At 60.4% G+C, this 17,487-nt stretch carries 20 protein-coding genes; 10 read left to right on the top strand and 10 right to left on the bottom strand.

The window, feature by feature from the left end; genetic code table 11:
* From NF876_RS30010 to NF876_RS29985, 6 genes are all read right to left on the bottom strand, one after another.
* A partial coding sequence (locus NF876_RS30010; protein ID WP_262271926.1) for a transposase domain-containing protein occupies positions 1-582 on the bottom strand: 582 nt, incomplete at its 3' end.
* A gap of 1,813 nt (positions 583-2,395) precedes the next feature.
* Positions 2,396-2,971: a hypothetical protein gene (locus NF876_RS30005; RefSeq protein ID WP_181054513.1), complete on the bottom strand. Its 576-nt coding sequence runs from the start codon at positions 2,969-2,971 to the stop codon at positions 2,396-2,398.
* Positions 2,955-3,881: a bis-aminopropyl spermidine synthase family protein gene (locus tag NF876_RS30000; RefSeq protein WP_210805452.1), complete on the bottom strand. Its 927-nt coding sequence runs from the start codon at positions 3,879-3,881 to the stop codon at positions 2,955-2,957. The genes NF876_RS30005 and NF876_RS30000 overlap by 17 nt, the downstream gene beginning before the upstream one ends.
* A complete protein-coding gene (locus NF876_RS29995) occupies positions 3,878-4,279 on the bottom strand; it encodes a hypothetical protein (RefSeq protein ID WP_210805454.1) in 402 nt (133 codons plus the stop codon). Before NF876_RS29995 ends, NF876_RS30000 begins: the two co-directional genes overlap by 4 nt.
* Positions 4,276-4,692 (bottom strand): ImmA/IrrE family metallo-endopeptidase, encoded by a 417-nt coding sequence (locus NF876_RS29990; RefSeq protein ID WP_262266234.1) that lies wholly within the window; start codon positions 4,690-4,692, stop codon positions 4,276-4,278. The genes NF876_RS29995 and NF876_RS29990 overlap by 4 nt, the downstream gene beginning before the upstream one ends.
* A 111-nt stretch (positions 4,693-4,803) precedes the next feature.
* On the bottom strand, positions 4,804-5,385 hold the full coding sequence (locus NF876_RS29985; protein ID WP_210805458.1) for an ATP-binding protein: 582 nt from the start codon (positions 5,383-5,385) through the stop codon (positions 4,804-4,806).
* A 253-nt stretch (positions 5,386-5,638) separates the two neighbouring features.
* Here NF876_RS29985 and NF876_RS29980 point away from each other — a divergent pair, with 253 nt between their 5' ends.
* The 3 genes from NF876_RS29980 to NF876_RS29970 all read left to right on the top strand — a co-directional run bounded on the left by NF876_RS29980 (position 5,639) and on the right by NF876_RS29970 (position 7,020).
* The gene (locus tag NF876_RS29980) at positions 5,639-5,911 is read left to right on the top strand and encodes a transposase (RefSeq protein WP_247654165.1); all 273 of its coding nucleotides are present in this window, start codon (positions 5,639-5,641) and stop codon (positions 5,909-5,911) included.
* A gap of 72 nt (positions 5,912-5,983) precedes the next feature.
* The gene (locus NF876_RS29975) at positions 5,984-6,427 is read left to right on the top strand and encodes a helix-turn-helix domain-containing protein (RefSeq protein WP_210805462.1); all 444 of its coding nucleotides are present in this window, start codon (positions 5,984-5,986) and stop codon (positions 6,425-6,427) included.
* The gene (locus NF876_RS29970; RefSeq protein ID WP_247654166.1) at positions 6,424-7,020 is read left to right on the top strand and encodes an IS630 family transposase; all 597 of its coding nucleotides are present in this window, start codon (positions 6,424-6,426) and stop codon (positions 7,018-7,020) included. Before NF876_RS29975 ends, NF876_RS29970 begins: the two co-directional genes overlap by 4 nt.
* Positions 7,021-7,027: 7 nt before the next feature.
* Here NF876_RS29970 and istB read toward each other — a convergent pair whose 3' ends face one another.
* Together istB and istA are read right to left on the bottom strand one after the other, a co-directional pair.
* Entirely contained in the window at positions 7,028-7,828 is an 801-nt protein-coding gene (gene istB, locus NF876_RS29965; RefSeq protein WP_210805464.1) for an IS21-like element helper ATPase IstB, read from the bottom strand.
* A complete protein-coding gene (istA, locus tag NF876_RS29960) occupies positions 7,828-9,117 on the bottom strand; it encodes an IS21 family transposase (RefSeq protein WP_210805467.1) in 1,290 nt (429 codons plus the stop codon). Before istA ends, istB begins: the two co-directional genes overlap by 1 nt.
* Positions 9,118-9,781: 664 nt before the next feature.
* Here istA and NF876_RS29955 point away from each other — a divergent pair.
* From NF876_RS29955 to NF876_RS29930, 6 genes are all read left to right on the top strand, one after another.
* A complete protein-coding gene (locus tag NF876_RS29955) occupies positions 9,782-9,994 on the top strand; it encodes a ribbon-helix-helix domain-containing protein (RefSeq protein WP_210804872.1) in 213 nt (70 codons plus the stop codon).
* Between the two features lie 175 nt (positions 9,995-10,169).
* Positions 10,170-11,324, top strand: a complete 1,155-nt coding sequence (repC, locus tag NF876_RS29950; protein WP_262266235.1) for a plasmid replication protein RepC — start codon at positions 10,170-10,172, stop codon at positions 11,322-11,324.
* A 312-nt stretch (positions 11,325-11,636) separates the two neighbouring features.
* Positions 11,637-11,897 carry a WGR domain-containing protein gene (locus tag NF876_RS29945; protein WP_210806239.1) on the top strand — a complete coding sequence of 87 codons (261 nt, stop codon included), beginning with the start codon at positions 11,637-11,639 and terminating at the stop codon, positions 11,895-11,897.
* A gap of 302 nt (positions 11,898-12,199) precedes the next feature.
* Positions 12,200-12,460 carry an antitoxin Xre/MbcA/ParS toxin-binding domain-containing protein gene (locus NF876_RS43570; protein WP_210806237.1) on the top strand — a complete coding sequence of 87 codons (261 nt, stop codon included), beginning with the start codon at positions 12,200-12,202 and terminating at the stop codon, positions 12,458-12,460.
* A 161-nt stretch (positions 12,461-12,621) separates the two neighbouring features.
* A complete protein-coding gene (locus NF876_RS29935) occupies positions 12,622-13,806 on the top strand; it encodes a type II toxin-antitoxin system HipA family toxin (protein ID WP_262266236.1) in 1,185 nt (394 codons plus the stop codon).
* Positions 13,803-14,894: an HAD family hydrolase gene (locus tag NF876_RS29930; RefSeq protein ID WP_210806233.1), complete on the top strand. Its 1,092-nt coding sequence runs from the start codon at positions 13,803-13,805 to the stop codon at positions 14,892-14,894. The genes NF876_RS29935 and NF876_RS29930 overlap by 4 nt, the downstream gene beginning before the upstream one ends.
* 42 nt (positions 14,895-14,936) lie before the next feature.
* On the opposite strand, the gene NF876_RS29925 is transcribed toward NF876_RS29930, so the two are convergent.
* Entirely contained in the window at positions 14,937-15,452 is a 516-nt protein-coding gene (locus tag NF876_RS29925) for a metallophosphoesterase (protein WP_210806231.1), read from the bottom strand.
* A 3-nt stretch (positions 15,453-15,455) separates the two neighbouring features.
* Entirely contained in the window at positions 15,456-15,662 is a 207-nt protein-coding gene (locus NF876_RS29920) for a hypothetical protein (RefSeq protein ID WP_210806229.1), read from the bottom strand.
* 837 nt (positions 15,663-16,499) lie between these two features.
* Between NF876_RS29920 and NF876_RS29915 the strand changes: the two genes are divergently transcribed.
* Positions 16,500-17,483, top strand: coding sequence for a P-loop NTPase family protein (locus NF876_RS29915; RefSeq protein ID WP_210806227.1), 984 nt, complete (start codon positions 16,500-16,502; stop codon positions 17,481-17,483).
* The last annotated feature ends 4 nt before the right edge of the window (positions 17,484-17,487 follow it).

Below are 17,487 nucleotides of genomic sequence, written 5' to 3'. Positions count from 1 at the left end.
GGTGGTGTAACGGTCGAGCGCCACCGCAAACAGCGCATGCGTGCCGGTCTCGGCGAGGGTCAAAAGGCGCAATTGCGGAAAGCCACTCTGGCCGCGCGAGGCTGGCGGACGGCCGAAGCGCTCCACGAGATCGGGCGTGTCGGGCAGATCAATCGTGGTGCCGTCCAGGCTGACCAGCCGGCGCCCGCGATACCAGGCGCCGGGCGTGTCGGGGGTGGCAAACGGCGCGGCAATGCGCGCAAACAGCGCCTTGAGCGGGGCCGGACCGAGCCGGGTGCGGGCCCGGCAGATGGCGGACTTGTCGGCCAGGGCGGGGTCCGTGCCGGACAGACGCAGCCAGCGCACGCCCTCCATGAGGCAGCGCAGCACCTCGCCATAGGAGGCTTGGGCATAGAGAGCGAGGGCCATGACGTAGTAGACTACCAGACGCGCCGGCAGCCGGCGGTAGCGCTGGCTCTGCCGACCGGTCTCGGCCAGCACCGCATCGATCAGAGCGGCCGGCACGGTGGTGGTGAGCACGCCCAAGGTGACGTGGTCGCTGATCCGGGTGCCGTCCGGCAGACGTGCAGCCGTGCGGGCCATCGGGGCCTCCTTCGCACACCCCCGCCCCGAGCATCCGTCCGGAACATGCCTAAGTCAACGGTATTGGGGCTAGCGGCGATCGGCAGGCATATTTCGCCTGTCCTTTCCGCATCATGTGGATCATCTCGATGCCGCCTCGGATCGCTCGCGCGGATGCCTACACATGTACCCAAGGCTGAGAACCTGACTGTCCGACGTGAATGCGACAGGATTCCCGCTTGCTCGACCTGCCGTCGAAAACGAGGATTGCCTTATGCTCAAACTCCTTCATAGCATCCGACAGTTGTTCCGCCGGCGGCCTCTCGCTTCTGGTCTGACAGTGATCGAGTACGAGGCTGTGTCTCTGATTGCGTATGAGGGGAGGGCTGCTTACGAGCGAGCGCGGAAGCAGGCGGAATACTGTCTCAGTCGAGGAAGCGAAGCGGGCTGCCGGTTCTGGTCTGATGTCGCCGTTGAGGTCGCCCACCGGACAGGAAATATGAACACGGGAAGGGCGAAGGAACAGCCGCGGTGAGTGAGCCCTGCCTATGGGCCTCGTCTACCCGAGCATCAGCTTCCCAAGCTGAAGCTAATGAACCATCCGAAGCTGATTTACTCTTTAATTGTCAATGACTTGATCCCGCCTTTGCGGGCTTTTCTATTGCTTTGCGATCGTTCCAGGTATTTCGCAAATCTCACAATGTTTGCAGCAGGTTCGGCAGCTTTGTGCAATCTATCACATTTCCGTTCAGCGTAGTCCATGGCACCTGGCTGGCACACGCAAAGCGGACCGAAATCCTTTGACCTGGTGCCGAGCAGCGCTCTGTCACTCTCCATTAAGGATTCCAGCGAGATCCTGTGGACCAAAGCCGATCCCCCCCTACTCAACGGACGAAGAAGCATACACCTCTGATCAGTCAAGTTTGGAGCTTGGCCAAGTTGGAGAACAAGTACGAACTGCTTACTGTTCTCCAGGTGTTCTGGTAGGATTAGCGCCTAGGTCGGCGCTGCGGATGACTGCGGAGGCAGCTTTGGAAACAACAGGCACTTCTCGACGGCAGCTTGACATGTTCCTGCCGACGGAGACGCAGTCATCCGAGATGTGCCATCCGACAGGACGGGGCCTGAATTGCGCTCCGAGAGTGCCGGCTAATCTGATCTGTTGGTCCAAGATGCAGGCCGAAGGCGGGCAGCCGCTAGAGGTAATCGTCCAACGCAAAGAAGCCGAACGGAAGGCCGGCAACGGGCTGTTCTTCTGGGGTATTGGGAATGCACTTGGGTCTGCCGTACAGCACCTCCGCACCGCAGGCAGGCCTATTCCTGTGAAGTTTTCGAGGATGCTGTCAGTGCCGAAGCTCGCTGATAGCGCTCCCTCCGCGGTTTCCATCTGGCTGTCGTACATCGATGAGGATGGCGTGGAGGTCGATTTGCCCAGCCATGCTCTGATCACGAGCCGTGCGCAAACGGCTAAAGGCGACAAGACGCGGCACTACGCCTTGGTCTGCTACTCTGATGCCGGCTTGGAACTGAGGGAGCGCAGCCGGTTGGATCACACCTCGCTTCGGAACTACGCTGGGACTGGCGGCAAGGTCGGGCCCTCTCAAGTCACTAGCTTAGTTGTGCCAACTCATGGCCTCGAGAGCGCCGCCGGCGCGTACTCGGTTGATCTCGAGGCAACTTTGGTCGCTCCATATTTTGTGAAGCTCACGAGGCCAGCCGTATTGACGCAGGGCCTGAGGCATCGCATCGAAAGTTGGGCTGGTGGATCGCAAGAGGAGTGGCGAAGGCTTGTGCTTGATGTACGAACCGCCGCCGCTCTGCAGTTTAGCTCGACTTAGTCTTTTGGAGTGGTACGCAGCAGGACGCCATACGGACGTTGCAGCTTCGCGAAATAGCGGGATTGCACCAGTTTGCGCGGAACCACCTCGTTGTGTTTGTCGGCGCGCACGAGGCAACCCTTGTCAACACGGCCCATGATGTAATTGGAGGCGATCTTGCCTTCTGAGGGGCCATACCCGACCCGGTATTCGCTCAAGTCAAAACTGAGATCTCCTTCTTGGATCTCGTCCAAGACAACGGCGTATCTGGAGCCCCGTACCTCAATCCCTTCAGGGATGGGTTCCCAGTTGATGCCGTCTTTCGAATACTCCGTGGCGACCGCCGCCTCATAATGGTTTGATACGATCTCCTGCATCACAAGGGTGATATCATCGCCATGTTCGATCCTGTGGCTCACGAACGGCTGCAGCTTTGAGATCGGGTGCATGGTGCCGCCACCGTAGCCCCAGAAGATCTTCCCCGCCTTGTCGTACTCGCGGCGCTTCCGCTCGATGATATCCTCGAAGGTTTCATCCGCATGGCGGCCGACCTTCATGAAGATCATTGACTGAAGATCAGGCGCTCTGCTCATTCTCGACCTCTTCTTCCATTATCTCAAAATGATATTCAGTCGGGTCTGCTGTACCGCGCCCGATCTGCGGCGTCTCCCGAACATAACGCACGGCCGCAGCACGATCCTTTCGGCCGTAGAAATTTTTCCGGCGTTCGCCTGGAGTAGGTTCATTCTTGATGTTGTGGTCCGTCCAAGCTTCGATCGACAGAGCGCACGAGGTCAGATCGGATGCGTCATCCAAGTGGTACAGGTGCATCCTCGGCTGCATCTCGCAAACAACCATTCCCCGGTTCAGCGCCTCACCCTGAGTTCTCGCGAGCACATGCCGCGTCCATGGGCGAGCTGGATCATCGCCGATCACGATGACCCCTTTTCCTTTGGGAGCCAGCAGCTGAATTCCCCGTTCCATGAAAACCACAACGCTCTCGCCATCGTTGTACTGGCCCCACGGAGGATTGATGTGGAACGCCCCGAACTGCCCGAGCAGATCGTCGGGTAGAGCATCCAGAACGTTGTAGAGCCTGGCCGAAATGCGATCGGTGAGGTCGTTCGCCTCGGCAAATCGATTCACCGAATTGACCATGCGCTCGTCGAAATCGAGCAGCAAGATCCTCGACGGTCCCCAGTTCAATATTTTCTGGGCCTGAAGATGAGCGATGCACAGCCCGATCGCATCGCCGTCTCCGACGAACACCAGGCTTCGGCCGTGAGTTTTGCGGCAGATGTACTCGGCATGAACCATCATGTCGCCGACCTTCATGTAGATCTGGTCGAACTCACGGATGGGACGTGGCCTGTTCTCTACGATGTCTGACACAGCGTTCAGAGCCAATCGGAGATCAAGTGCCTGACGCCGCGGCTCCTCAATCTCACTCGCAGAGGTTTGCTCATCCTCTGAGCCGGCATCCGTGGTCGCTGAAGCAGTCATTTCTCACCCGCCTTCGGAATTGCATGTTTCATAGGCTGATTGAAGAGGTACTTAGTGACGAGGTAAGCGAGGCCAAACACCTGAGTGAGTACGGCCGGGAAGAGAATCTTCAAAAGACCCGCATCCAAGGTGATGGTGCCGCTCCCAAGGAGGAGCAGGAGAATAAACGCCGCGACAACTTCAAAGCTGACGAGGCCAAATATGAGCTTAGCATAGAGGGATCGAAGCCGCCGCTCCTCGTCCATTTGCTGTGTCCAGACGGACAGGTAGGCGCGAACGCGTTCGCGTCCCTCCCACTCGTCAAAGCTGTTGGGCTGCCAAGTGGATGGGTCTCCTGGAGTAACCTCGCCAAGGACTTCCGTGCGGATCGAGGGCTTGGCGATACCGAGCGGCTTCATTGATCAATGAGCCCAAGCTGATTGAGACGGAGAGCCATGGCCTGTCGCGATACTTGGAACCATTCTGCCATCCCGTCGACATCCAGGATCTCGGGCCAGCGGTCTCTTACAACGCTCGAGGGCATGAGAATGGCGGCGGCAAAGACATTGGCTTCCCACTCTCGCCGGCGATCTTCGTTCCAGGGCTCGTCTGGGTCCGTGATCGTGCGGAAGTTGTCCTCATCGTCTATGAACTCGCCTTCACCCGCAGCCAGATGCAAGACGAAGTGCCCGAGTTCGTGAGCGACTGTGAACCGCTTTCGAACAGGGCGGTCGTCGACATCGACGTAAATGGTGGAGGCACCTCCACGTCTTGCGATCAGTCCATGAATGCCAGGCTCCGAGAATTTGGAATTAAAGACGCGGACGCCCATTCGGTTCGCCAGCTGGACGGGGTCGGTTGGTCTGTCTCCCGCCACGTGTTCCCGCAGGATCTCCTCCGCAACCTGCTCAATTTCTGCCCGTCTGCGGCTCATGGGGATCCTCTACGTCGTAAGGCGGCTAGCAAGCTGCCCGACGAGATCCTCCAATGGCCTGGAGGAGTCAAACAGGTGTACCGCGCCGCCTGCTCCAATGGCATAAACGCCAGCTACGCTGGCTTGGAGGGCGGTATGTAGGTTCGCCTCAAACTCTGTAGGCGTCAGGCGCCCGCCAGGTTCCTTTTCAATTCGCTGGATGGTTACATCCGGTGGAGTGTAGAGCACCCAAATCTGAGTTGCCTGTAGGGCCGAAAACTGGGAAATATGGAAAGGAGTTATCCGAAATCCGTAGTCTTCTTTTGTTACGGGGTGGCTATCTATGAGGACGTGCGAGGTGACCTTTCGACATCGCACGAAATCGAGAAGTATTTTGTCCAAGTCTGCGACATCTTGTGGTGCAATAATCTTTGATGATTGCTCGCGGATGGTGGCTTGTTCGAGCGCAGTGCTACGCTTTTTGTTTACATGCTTTGTGAGTTCTGCTCCGTACTCAAACACCGACAGATTACGGACTCTCTGCTGTAGCGCTCGACTGATAGAGCTCTTGCCTGCGGCAGGAGCTCCCGTTAAATAGATCACCTCACCCATAGGGCATTCCCATTAGAATTAGATCGCAAGTAGCATCGCCGAAAGCCTGCTGGGTGTCCAATCCTACCTTAGGTCTCTTTGGAAGCGCCAAAAGCGCTTTGCTGGCAGTTATCCCCGATCTCTGGCTTGCCTGGTATTCGCTCCGCTTGATGGTGTTGACCTGATTTCTAATGGCAGAGTTCTGAATGGGTTCCGATTGGCTGTGCCCTTGAGCGCACAGCCAATCCGCCAAAGATGGGCATTATTGCCCGAGATGGTGCCTTTAGCTCAATGGTTAGGGCCCGCCGCTCATAACGCTGTCTGTGATGAGGCGGGTCGACCCATCATCCTGCTGCTGTCCGAAGGCCAGCTGAGCGACCATAAGGGCGCTCAGCTCATCCTGGAGACGCTGACTTCTGGCGCAACCCTGATTGCCGACCGAGGCTACGACAGCAACTGGTTCCGGGCAGCTCTTGTCGAGAAGGACATCACGCCATGCACTCCGCCGACCAAGAACCGCAAGGTGCCGATTGCCTACGACACCTAAGCAGATTTCAGCGGGGTGGCCAACGGATGCTGGCTGTGATTCCATCTCCTGGTTTGGTTCGGGAGGCGGATCATGGCAGGCAAATCTCCGGTTGTTGCGAGTGCCGCGCAGCGGCGTGAGCTCATGGCCCTCAGCCACTCGCGGGATCGGGGTGAGGCCGATCGGGCGCGGGCGCTCCTGCTGACCCTGGCCGGCTGGACGAGCCCGCGGATCGCCGAGGCCTTCGGCGTGCGCGAGGATACCGTGCGGCTCTGGCGCAGCGCGTTCAGCCAGGGTGGGGTCGACGCGCTGCGGCGCTCCGTGGCCCCGGGACCGGCTCCGGTCAAGGCCGAGCAGGCGCTCGCGGTGGCCGAGGCGGTTCTGGCGGAGCCGGTGGCGGATCGCCCCAACTGGACCTTGCCGCGACTGGCCGACGAGATCGAGAAGCGCTCCGGCCTCCGCATCTCGCGCTCACGGCTCTCGGTCGTGTTGCGCCAAAGGGGGCTTTCCGCTGGCGCCGGCCGCGCCACACCCTGAAGGGCCGCCAGGATGCCGACGCCGTGGACCGCGCTGGTCTGCGCCGCAAGCTCCTGAAGGCGCAGGCCGAGGCCGGTGACATCGTGCTCTTGTTCGGCGATGAGTCTGAGGCGCTGACCCATCCCTATCTCGCCCATGCCTGGGCCAAGAAGGGTGCGGATCTGCGCCTTCCTGCGCCCGGACAAGCCGCCAAGGTGGCGCTGCTCGGGGTGCTCGACTGGGCGGCGCGGGACCTGATCGTGCGCACCAGCCGACGCAAGCGCAGTGCCGACTTCATCGCGCTTCTGGACCAGATCGATAGGCAGTGTGGCCCGATGCCTGGCCGTGCGCAGCAACCGATCGTGCTCGTCCTCGACAACGGCCCGATCCACACCAGCAAGGCGACACGCGCCGCCCTCGCTGAGCGGGCCTCCTGGCTCACGGTCGAGTGGCTGCCAAAGTACGCCCCCGAGCTCAACGACATCGAGGAACTCTGGCGCGATCTGAAGCGGCATCATCTTGCTCACCAGACATTCTCAGGGCCGGAAAGCCTTGATGCCGCCATTTGTCAACCGAATCGAAGAATTGACCCCTTGGGCGAATTGAAGGTTTGACCCCCTCTCATCGCTTTGTGTCTCCCTCAGTTTCGAGGGCTGCTCCGGCCTTCTGCAGAAGGCCGGATCGGCGCTTTTCACGAAGCCGGTAGCTGTCGCCGCGGATGGTGATCACCGTCGAGTGATGCAGCAGGCGATCCAATATCGCCGTCGCCACGACGGCGTCCCCAAAAACCGATCCCCATTCGCCCACGGAGCGATTGGAGGTGATCAGGATCGAACCCCGCTCGTAGCGGCGCGACACCAGCTGGAAGAACAGATGCGCCGCATTGGCCTCAAACGGCAGATAGCCAAGTTCGTCGATGATCAGCAGTTTCGGCCGTGCCAGGATCGTCAGCTGCTTGTCGAGCAAGCCATCGTCGTGGGCCTTGGCCAGCATCGCCACCAGCGTCGCGGCCGTGACGAACTGCACGCTATAGGTCTGCCGGATCGCCTCGCGTCCGAGAGCGACCGCCAGATGAGTTTTGCCGGTGCCCGGAGGCCCTAACAGCAAGACCGCATCCCCATGCGCAATCCAGCGGCAGGTGGCCAACTCCCGGACCTGTCTTGGATCCAGCGACGGCTGTGCGTCGAAGTCAAAGCCGTCGAGTTCGCGCACGAACGGGAACTGGGCGATCTTGCTCGCCATGGCGATCCGCCGCTCGTCGCGCCGTGCGATCTCGCGCTTCACCAGGAACGCCAAGGCTTCGCGCAGGGTCATGTCCGACCGAGCCGCCTCGTCCAGCAGCGTGTCGAGCTGGTCGCGGATCGCCGTCAGCTTGAGCCGATCGAGCATCGCCACCAGCGCCTCGTGATCGATGGCCGTCATCACCAGCCTCCTCCCACCAGCGCCTCGTACTCGGCCAGCGGCCGCAGCAGGGCGGGCGGCACAACGATGTCCGTTGGCGCCGACCGCACCGGCCCCGCAGCGCCGGCCACGCCGGTCAGATGCGCCCACTTGACAATCCGTTGGCGGCGGCCCCGGCACAGGGCATGATCGGCTACGACCTCGCCCGCATGACGCACGATCACGCGTCCGCCCAGCACCACGACCTGGACACTCTCCCCGATCAGCCGCCACGGCACCGAGTAGCTGTTCGTGTCCAGGTCGATCGCGCAGTCGGCCTGAACCTTGCGCACCAGATCCCGCAGCTGCCCGAACGGCGCCCGCCCGCCGAGGGGGCGAAGCGCCCCGGCCTCGTCCGCAAAGCGCTCTGCCGGAGCAACGCCGGTGGTGCCGTGCACCCGCTGATCGGCGATCTCGCGCGTCCACCGGTCCAGATGCGCCTCGAGGGCAGCCCAGCTCTCGAAGCGGCGGCCCGCGATGGCATTCTTCTTGACGTAGCCGACCCCGCGTTCGTCCTTGCCCTTCGTGCGCGCCCGGTAGGGCGCACACGCGCGGGGTGCAAATCCCCAATAGCGGGCAAAGGCATGCAGCCGGCCGTTGAACCGCACCTCCCGGGTGGCCGCATCGTGATGCTCGACGAGCGCCTTGGGATTGTCGAACAGCACTTCCGCTGGAACCCCGCCGAAGCGCAGAAAGGCGCCTTCCATGCCCTCGAACCAGTCGGCCTGACGCTCCCGCAGTGAGGCCCGGATATGCAGCCGGCGCGAGTAGCCCAGCGTTGCCACGAACAGGTGCAGCCGCACCCGCTCACCGCCGATCCAGACCCGCGTGTCGCCAAAGTCGATCTGCATCTGCTGGCCCGGTGCCGTCTCAAACCGCACGGTTGCCCGCATCTGCGCCTTCAACTCCCGGCGCCAGCGCTGCACCCGCAGTTCCACCGAGCGCAGCCCGATGACGATGCCATGCTCGCTCGCCAGCTCCTGGCGCACCACGTCCGCGTTGCCACCATGCCGGAAGAAGCGCTCCCGCAGCCATTCATCCAGCCCGTCGAACGCCGTCCGGCGCACGGGCTTGCGGAACGCCACAGCCCCACCTTGGCGCAGATAGCGCCGCACCGTGTTGCGTGCACACCCGAATTCTTTTGCCAGCCGCTTGGCTCCCCAGCCAAGCCCATGCAGCCGCAGCATTGCGGCCACCTCCTCAGCCTGAAGCATCTCGTCTCCCCGCATCGTGCGCGACAATGCAGGATCCACTAAAACCCCAATCGACATCTATTCCTCCTTTGCCAAGGAGGGGTCAGCTCTTCGTTTCGTCAGGGGGTCACTTTCTCAGTTCGGCCGACACCATTCACGAGGCCACTATGAAACTCAATCGCGAACGACATCGCCATCCGTTGGCTAGCCACCGAATCGCTGCTTAGATATCCTGATTGCTGTCGTTGCGGGGATGGCCTTGTGAGAGGCTGAGGCATCGATCCAGCAGAAGAAGAGAGCACCCAACTGGGTTTGGAGCCTCAGCCTCCCAACCTCATTGTCACGCCACATATTGCGGATTGCGTCGGCTATGGTGGTCTGCTTCTCCTGCTCAAGCTTTCCCGCAGCAGGCTTGGCCAAATTCAAGTATCTGATTAGTCTTATGGTTCCGTTCCAAGTCGTTAAGTACATCCACGCGCCGTTCTCGAATCATAGTTCCAGACTGCGAATCGAGCTTAGGGCCGAATACTGGGCGATCTCGAATCAAGTGCGTAACTTCGAATCACCCGGAACCGGGCTTTTACACGCGGATTGACTCGGCCGTTTCAGCTAAATGATTCTATCCAAAGAAGTTTCCCACCGCTGAATCGATCTATTGTGAATGGATTCTTGACGCGCGACTCCACAGCCAACTCAGAATCGGTCATGTCTCGTAACGGCACGAGTGTAACGGGTGAATGCCATGCCTGACGTGAAAGGGATCGAGCGCGTACAGCGCTTTCGCAAGTCTCGCCGGGAACGGGGAGACAAGGAAGTGAACGTCTGGATTCCTGGACTTCTGAGTACTGCGATCGACGAAGCGGTCGAGAGTGGGCGCTTCAAGTCCCGCGAGGCCGTCATCACCCATGCCCTCGAGGCCCTATTTGCTCAAAAGGAGCGAAATGTCGTGACGTAAACCAGGCAAAGCAAAAGGCCCACGAAGCTGGAAACTTCGAGGGCCTTTGGAGACCACCGCGAGGGTGGGCATAAGAAGATGTGTTGCAACGTCCTTATGCCATCCCGACAAGCTGACTGTCAAGAGCATCGGTTACGGTGAACGCTCCCGCTTTGCCCTCACCATGGAGGGTACGATGCAGCTTGCATCGTCAGGAGGCCGGCGGCTGAGACATGCCGCTCTGGCCGCGAGAGAACTTGCGCTCGACGCTGGGCGCACGGTGACGAGAAAAGAACTATCTGCGGCAGCTCGTGAGGCTGCCAAGGCCCTGGAATTGCGCAACGGACCCCGGTCCGTCCTCTCCGAGCTCGTCGCCTGCTGGGGCGAGCAGGAGTGGGAGCGGCTGCTGGTCTGGCCGTCCAACGACTACCTCATGAGCCGCACCGGCCTCTCGGAGCGCTCCATCCGCTATGCGTTCAAGGTCCTCATCGATCAGCAGCTCATCGTCCCGAAGGAATCCCCGAACGGAAAGCGCTATGCAGTCAAAGACTTGGCTGGAGAGCTCGTCGACGCCTTTGGGTTTGACCTGACCCCCGTTTACGCCAAGCGAGGGGAGTGGGCTGAGCGTCTCATCGAGATGAAGCAGGCCCAGGAAGCGCGCAAACGCGCTTTCGACGAGATCACCATCGCCAGGCGGGCGGCCGAAGAGGCGCTGAGTGCCTTAGCTGAGCATTATCCAGATCTTGATCGCTCCGACCTTGAGGAACAGGTCAAAGGCCTGAAAGCCCGCACACCTGTGCGCAGCACGAAGGCCATGCCGCACGCGATCCTCGATGAGTGGACAGCCGTGAGGATGGCATGCGAGCAAGCTTTCTTAGAAGCGGGCAATGGCGGCAAAGACTGCCGTCACACTAATAACAACAACGGATCTCCTAGTGAGCCTTGTAACAAGGGCTTTCCGAAGAAAGCTGAGGCGGTTCGTTCAACCGAACAACCGTCAGAGCACCTATCACCGGAATTAATCCTTGAGGCCTGCCCGACCTTAAGCGACTACGGCCAGCCGGTGCGGGATCTGGCGGATATCGTCTCGGCCGGCCGCTACCTGCGGGCTTCCCTCGGGGCACATGAGAGCGCCTGGGCCGAGGCCGTGGAGGAGATCGGCACCGTCCGGGCGGCGATCGCCGTGATCTACACCCTGCAGCTCTACGAGGACGATGTAGCCAAGAACGGCGGCGAGAGCCGGATCAAGAACCCGGGCGGCTACTTCCGCGCGCTCGCCCGCATGGTCAAAACCGGCAAGATCGACCTCGCCGTCGAGCTTCTGGCCATGAGGAGGCGCAGAATGGCCTAGGATCGTGAGCAATCCTCGAGGCCCCATGATCATCGTGTGGGCTCTCCACCTGTCAGCGAAACTGTCTCCCGGTTTCGACTGCAGATCGGCTGGACAAGTCGAGTTGAGCCCGTGATGACGGCAGCCGTCAGCAAGGTTCGTCATGCAGGAGAAAGCGATGGGGGAGGGTAGGGTCTCTGTGAGGTAAGACGAACTTTCGTATGCCGCGAAGAGGGGGACCCAGCAAGGTACATCACTGTTGTGAATCGTTGCAGCGCAATGGATTCATAGCTTTGATTAGACCTCGCCTCAGGTCTTTCGCAACATGGAGGCATGTCCGACGACACAATCCAGTACCTGGTGCTCGACAGGTGTGATCCCACCTGCAACATGGCCCGTTACTATGTGCTGTCTATCGAGACCAGCCTGTTTGGTGATGCTTCCTTGATTCGCGAATGGGGCCGCATCGGCCGGCCTGGTCAGAGGCGGATTGAGCTTTACGAAACCCAATCAATGGCCGTGGAAGCTCTTGAGACTTGGCTCCAGCGAAAGCGCCGACGTGGCTACGAACTTAGGGATAGGTACGAGGGTTGACATGAGTGACGCGGGGAGTTTGCGACGATCTCGTCGGCCAAAGTCGAAGGCGCGGAGGCTGACTGGTTATGCCATGGCGGGCAACTCGAACTCCTGAGATTCCTTCGCACTGCAGCGCAGGGAGTCTATATACCGCCCAACAAGTTTGATCGGGATTCTAAGCCTTATAGATGCCGACGTCCGGTTTATTAATGAATACGATGGTCGTATCGAGGATACTTCCCTTCGCAGAGGGGATGATTGCGCAGAGTCAGTGCAAGCGACCAAACGAAACCAACCGTGCCCACAAGGATTAAACCACAATGAATATTGATCCCTTGCTGGACAAAGCCATTGCTCGTCTCGAAGGGCAAATCGAGCAGCTCAAGTCTCTCAAAGGATCTCGGCCGGAGATCGCCCCTGTCATAGAGAGGGTGCAAGAGGTCTTCGGTGAGCGGTGTGTGACCTGGTTGATCCGGCCCAATCAGGTTCTGCAGACCACACCTCTGGATCTGATAACTCAGGGTGAGACGGATCAGATTCTCCGGCTTCTCGGCCAGATCGAACATGGAATCCACCCGTGAGCGCAGCGAAGGCAACTTTGGTCGACAGCCCTGGTTGGATTGCAGCGTCCATGACCTCCACCAAAGCGCTCACGGTCGCAGATGCCATAGAGCGGTCGACCAACTAATCGGAACTCTCGATGTGGCGTGTCTCCCCCTCCGGTCGTTTGGATAGCCTCACCGTGTTCAAGCATCTGCACGGCCGCTATGTGCCAGCCGGGGAACTGACGTTCCAAGGGCAGGAGTTCCTCCGCCCGGGCACCTTCACCTATGCCCAAAGCTATCTTGCGTCTGCTGGTGCCATGCCGATCGATCCCATTCGTCTGCCCTTGGCGCAGTGTGGCTTCTCCGGCTTTCCAGAGGTGCCGCTCGCCTGCCTTGATGCCGGACCGGAAGGCTGGGGCCGGACCGTACTGTCCGCGGCCTTTGAGGCGTCCACCTTTGGTGCGGCGGAACTGCTGGCAGCCGGCACAACGGCTCGAACCGGAGACCTTGCCTTTGGACCATCGGCGCAAGCCGGCCCCAGGACCTATCATCCGGAACACGTAGATCGCCCCATGAGCTCCGCGGCGGCCTCTGATCTCGAAGCTCTGATGAATGCCGCGATCGCCGCGGACGAGGGCAGTGCGACGCAGGAGCAGCTTACTCTGCTGGTGCATGTCAGTGCTGATGTGGGAGGAGCCCGGCCAAAGGTCCGATGGCGCGATAGGGAAGGGGAGTGGATCGCGAAGTTCTCAACCTGGGGCGACAAGTTCGACGATCCTCGTATCGAGGCCGTCTGTTTGGATGTCGCAGAGGCCGCCGGCCTTCCGGTCCCCGAGCGCCGGCTCCTGAGCTTCTCAGGCAAAACCGTCCTGCTCGTGCGGCGCTTCGACCGATCGGAGAATGGTAGGCCCTACTCGTACCTGAGCATGGGCACGCTCCTGCAGCAGCCGCCCGGCAGCTACGGCACCTCGAAAACCTACACGGACATGGCAGCGGTGGCCCGCTCGATTGGGGGCATGACTCCAGAGGAGCAGATGTTTCGCCGGCTGCTCGTCAATGCCTTTCTGCACAACACCGATGATCACCTGCGCAACCATGCCGTGATCAACCAGGGCGAAGGATGGGCGCTCTCCCCGGTGTACGATGTGGTGCCTTATCTCGGGCGCAAGCGGCATGCCTGTGCGCCGGCGCCCGGGTTCAGCGCCGAGTGTGATCCACAGGCGGCATTTCCATCCTATGTGGCGTTTGGGCTGACACGTGAGCAGGCCGAGGGCATCCTGGATGATGTCAGAGCGGCCATAAGGCGCCTCCCCGTGCTTTTCGAGCAGCGCGAGGTGTGCCGCGCCGACCGAGAGTTCCTGAGGACGCTGGAGACACGATGACCAAGATCCGTGCTGTGTGCTTCGATGCCTTTGGAACCCTGGTCGAGATCATCGACAGGCGACGGCCGTTCCAAGCGGTGCTTCAGGGAGGGGTGCAGACGATTACGGCCGAGGAGGTCCTGACGCGGCCGCTCAGTCTGCGGGAGGTTGCCGCGAGGGTCAGCCATGAACTCGGGGAGGGCGGCCTGGCTGCACTTGAAGCGGATCTGCAGGCTGAGTGTGCCTCTGTCCGGCTGCGGCCCGAGATCGCCGAAATCTGGCAAACTCTGCGGGAGCGAGGCCTGCGCGTCGGCATCTGCTCGAACCTGGCACTCCCCTATGGAGCACCGCTTCTCTCCGCCCTGCCGGATACGCCCGACGCCGTGATCCTCTCCTACGAGGTGGGGCTGGTGAAGCCGGATCCAGCCATCTTCCGTCTGGTTTGTGACCGACTGGGGCTTCAGCCAGCGGAGATCCTGTTCGTCGGCGATACCCCCTCGGCGGATATCGACGGGCCACGGGCGATCGGCATGCCGGCGATGCTCATCTCAGGGTTCGAAACATCCATCAGGCGTGACGTCTATAAGATTGGAGAACAGTCCGGGGACATGACTGCTTCAATCGAAACAAAGGAATATGGCGTCAGTTCTCGGGATACGCCGCGCAATGCCGGAGATGTCCACGTGATCCGAGGTTCTGGCCTCGGGCGGTTGATCAGTGTTGAGGAGAGCAAGGCGCGCCTGGCGGAGATCACTGTCGATGATGACTCGACAGACTGGGCGGCATCAGAACTCTTAGGAGCGGCCGCAATGGCAGAGAGGCTTGGCGTCTCGGTCGCAACACTCGACGACTGGAGGGCTGAAGCCACAGTCATCGCCTTCCGGAACGAAGCCAATGAGTTCGTCTACCCGGCGCGCCAGTTTGATCAGTCTCAGCTAATCGAAGGGCTGGACCGGGTCGTCGGGTATTTTTCCTCCCCAGAGGAGGCGTGGGAGTGGCTGGTCACGCCCAATCTGTACACCGGGAGCACCGCACCGATCGACCGCCTGCGGTCAGAACACATCGAAGAGGTCATCCGCGCGGCCGAAGGCGCCCTCGACTTCCAATAGGGAGTTCTCAAGCGCCTCCTCGTGCAGCGTGGGAACAGCCACCTACACGCCAATCTCGACAACCTTGATCCCGACCTGCCGTCGGACCCGGGACATCGGGTAGCCCAAGGGATTGCAGACGACGGGCATCTCATGATCCCCAGCCGGCACCAGGTAGTCGAACGGGGTGTGCACATGCCCATGAATCCAAAGTCGGGTCCTGGGAAAGCGTTGCGGGTCGAGGTTGTTCACGAAGAAGGCGTTGAGAGCATCGCCTCGGAAGTCAGGATGGACCGACCCAGGAAATGGGGCGTGATGGGTGACGATGACGTCAGCCTTAGCCTGCTCCAGGAACGTGAGCTGGGCCAGATGCAGGTCGTTCCACTTGTCGACGGTCGCTTCCCGGATCTTCACAAAATCCGGGAAGCGAGCGGCCTCATGTCGGCCCATGTCATCGAGATAGGTCCAGAGCGTCGCCACCGCGAACCGGATCCCACCAATCGCGATCAGGTCGCCTCCGTCATTCGGGAAGGAGCAGCCATAGTAGTCGTGGTTGCCATTCACATGGATGACAGGCAAACCCTATTGACCCTCGATCTTTGTGAGCACTTGGTGCCGGATCTCAGGATCGGGATGCGTGTCGCCGGCGATCACCAGGACATTGGCATCGACCTCACGGGGAAGCGAGAGGCTGCCATAGACCTGGAACATCCCGTCTGGCGTCCCCAGAGGGGATGGATCCTCGCGCTCCTCAAGATGAAGATCGGAGATCAACGCAATCTTGGTCAAAGGTATATCCTGGACTGAGGCCGTACACCCATATCACGAGAGATCGTTCGGCGCCGCTATCCTCCAGGTCGACGGACTTCTTGTCAAAAGGTTAGTTATCAAAAATTTCTTGCCTGGCGGCGCCAGATTATTCTTTGAAGTTCAACTTCTATCAATGCACCGGTTAGCCTGAAAATTTCACGGCTTTTCCATAGACGTGGTGATGTGCTGCCAGCATGGGACGGCAGGCCGTTGAGACTCAAGCCCAGCAAGCACGGCAATTGAGGCCCTGGATAGCCTGCTTCCCCGCCAACAGCGTTGTGGTTGCCGAGTGCAGGGCACCAATTGCGGGCCATTTACCAGCTTATGTTTGGTGATCGTATCGGGCAGGCGAGGGCGAGCGTCCTATCACCGATTGATTGGCGTGCCCCGGCCAAGAAATGTCTCAGCCGCGGCACCCGCGATGCCAGTTGCAACATCGCATTGGCACGGGCTGATACGCCACGCGCCCGATGAATCACATCATGCCCGGTCAAGGTAAAAAATCAGTATTTGTCCAATGCCTTCATTGAGGATCGCAACGCGCCATCATCAATCCTGGCACTGATGTCTTCCGTGGAGAGTGGGAGAAGATCCCAGAAGTTACAATCCTAAGGAAGAAGGATGGGAAGAGGATCCGACGGCTGAAGGACAAGACGAGACAAATCCCAACAAGGACAACCTACGCTTCGCTCAAAGCCGAACCAGACCGTTTCGGCCCCGGGCAAGCCTGACATCGTCGCCTTCTACGAAGGGCTGGCGTTCAAGACAGGAGCGCCAGCTGCACTCCCATCACTCCTTCCCCGAAAGACACACTTCATGTCGACACGCTCCTTTACGCAGGACGAGGCTATGCGCGCACTCGTCACCCAGACCCGTAAGCGTCTCATCGGCCAAGAGGCCGCAGTCACGGCATTTGCGGCAGAGATCTGCCGGCACATCGCCCTCAGCCCGCTGCAGCGCAAGCCCGGTATTTTCCTCATTACCGGCCCGAATAGAGACGGCAACCATCTCGGGCTGCCTTCGGGCCTTGCCGCCTGCTTTAAGAGTGGCGGCGGAGTGTATGAACTTGCTGCCACCCAGAGAGACGATCTGGCCCATATTTTTGCTCCCCTCGTCGGCGGAACGCAGGTCCGCTCTCTGCTGCAGTCGGCGAGGGACAATCCTAACGCCGTGTTCGTATTGCGGGACATTGACAAAGCCCATCCTAAGCTTCTGAGGAACCTGATGTCCGCCTGGAGCCAGGGCTTCATTGAGAATGAGGGTGGCGAGAAGATCCCCCTGGCCGAGGCGATTTTCGTCCTGACCACCGAGGTGGCGCAGGAGCAGATCGGGCAGATTGCTCGCGATGAGGTGTATCCGGATCGGGTGCATGTGCAGTGCCTCAAGGCACTCCTTGATACCGGGCTCCCCGCCGCGCTCCTCAAAAGCATCGATACCGTGGTTGCCCTGAAGGCCCTGACGCCGGGAGAGGCGGTGCTGGAACACTATCGTAGCTTTGCCGAACAGGTTGCCTCCCATGGCCTTGTTCTGGAGGAGGGCGGAATCGATGGTCGGATCCTGGCTCATTCTATCGACTCATCGATCGAGCCCGATATCGAGGATGTGTGGTTGCCGCGCGATGAGCTCGATGCCCGGCTGGCACAGGCGAAGGCCGATGGCGTTCACACGGTACGGCTGGTGCTGGGCGGGGTGATCGTCACCGTCGTCCCGGTTGACAAGCCATCGGGGCAGGGGACAACCGACATCCCCACGGAAGCGCCGTTAGCGGGCTCTTCTGATGCGGAGGCGACAGGTGAGTAAGGAC

Source organism: Microvirga yunnanensis (genome assembly GCF_025460875.1).
The sequence above is the reverse complement of the archived record's forward strand: the minus strand, read 5'-3'. Positions and strand labels throughout refer to the sequence as shown.

Bases quoted from the DNA above. Each gene is read 5' to 3' on its own strand.
- repC (WP_262266235.1), top strand. From the start codon at position 10,170: ATGCAGCTTGCATCGTCAGGAGGCCGGCGGCTGAGACATGCCGCTCTG.
- NF876_RS29980 (WP_247654165.1), top strand. From the start codon at position 5,639: ATGGTGCCTTTAGCTCAATGGTTAGGGCCCGCCGCTCATAACGCTGTC.
- NF876_RS29995 (WP_210805454.1), bottom strand. From the start codon at position 4,279: ATGAAGCCGCTCGGTATCGCCAAGCCCTCGATCCGCACGGAAGTCCTT.
- istB (WP_210805464.1), bottom strand. From the start codon at position 7,828: ATGACGGCCATCGATCACGAGGCGCTGGTGGCGATGCTCGATCGGCTC.
- NF876_RS29930 (WP_210806233.1), top strand. From the start codon at position 13,803: ATGACCAAGATCCGTGCTGTGTGCTTCGATGCCTTTGGAACCCTGGTC.
- NF876_RS29915 (WP_210806227.1), top strand. From the start codon at position 16,500: ATGTCGACACGCTCCTTTACGCAGGACGAGGCTATGCGCGCACTCGTC.
- NF876_RS29985 (WP_210805458.1), bottom strand. From the start codon at position 5,385: ATGGGTGAGGTGATCTATTTAACGGGAGCTCCTGCCGCAGGCAAGAGC.
- istA (WP_210805467.1), bottom strand. From the start codon at position 9,117: ATGTCGATTGGGGTTTTAGTGGATCCTGCATTGTCGCGCACGATGCGG.
- NF876_RS29955 (WP_210804872.1), top strand. From the start codon at position 9,782: ATGCCTGACGTGAAAGGGATCGAGCGCGTACAGCGCTTTCGCAAGTCT.
- NF876_RS29945 (WP_210806239.1), top strand. From the start codon at position 11,637: ATGTCCGACGACACAATCCAGTACCTGGTGCTCGACAGGTGTGATCCC.
- NF876_RS30000 (WP_210805452.1), bottom strand. From the start codon at position 3,881: ATGACTGCTTCAGCGACCACGGATGCCGGCTCAGAGGATGAGCAAACC.
- NF876_RS29975 (WP_210805462.1), top strand. From the start codon at position 5,984: ATGGCAGGCAAATCTCCGGTTGTTGCGAGTGCCGCGCAGCGGCGTGAG.
- NF876_RS43570 (WP_210806237.1), top strand. From the start codon at position 12,200: ATGAATATTGATCCCTTGCTGGACAAAGCCATTGCTCGTCTCGAAGGG.
- NF876_RS29990 (WP_262266234.1), bottom strand. From the start codon at position 4,692: ATGGGCGTCCGCGTCTTTAATTCCAAATTCTCGGAGCCTGGCATTCAT.
- NF876_RS30005 (WP_181054513.1), bottom strand. From the start codon at position 2,971: ATGAGCAGAGCGCCTGATCTTCAGTCAATGATCTTCATGAAGGTCGGC.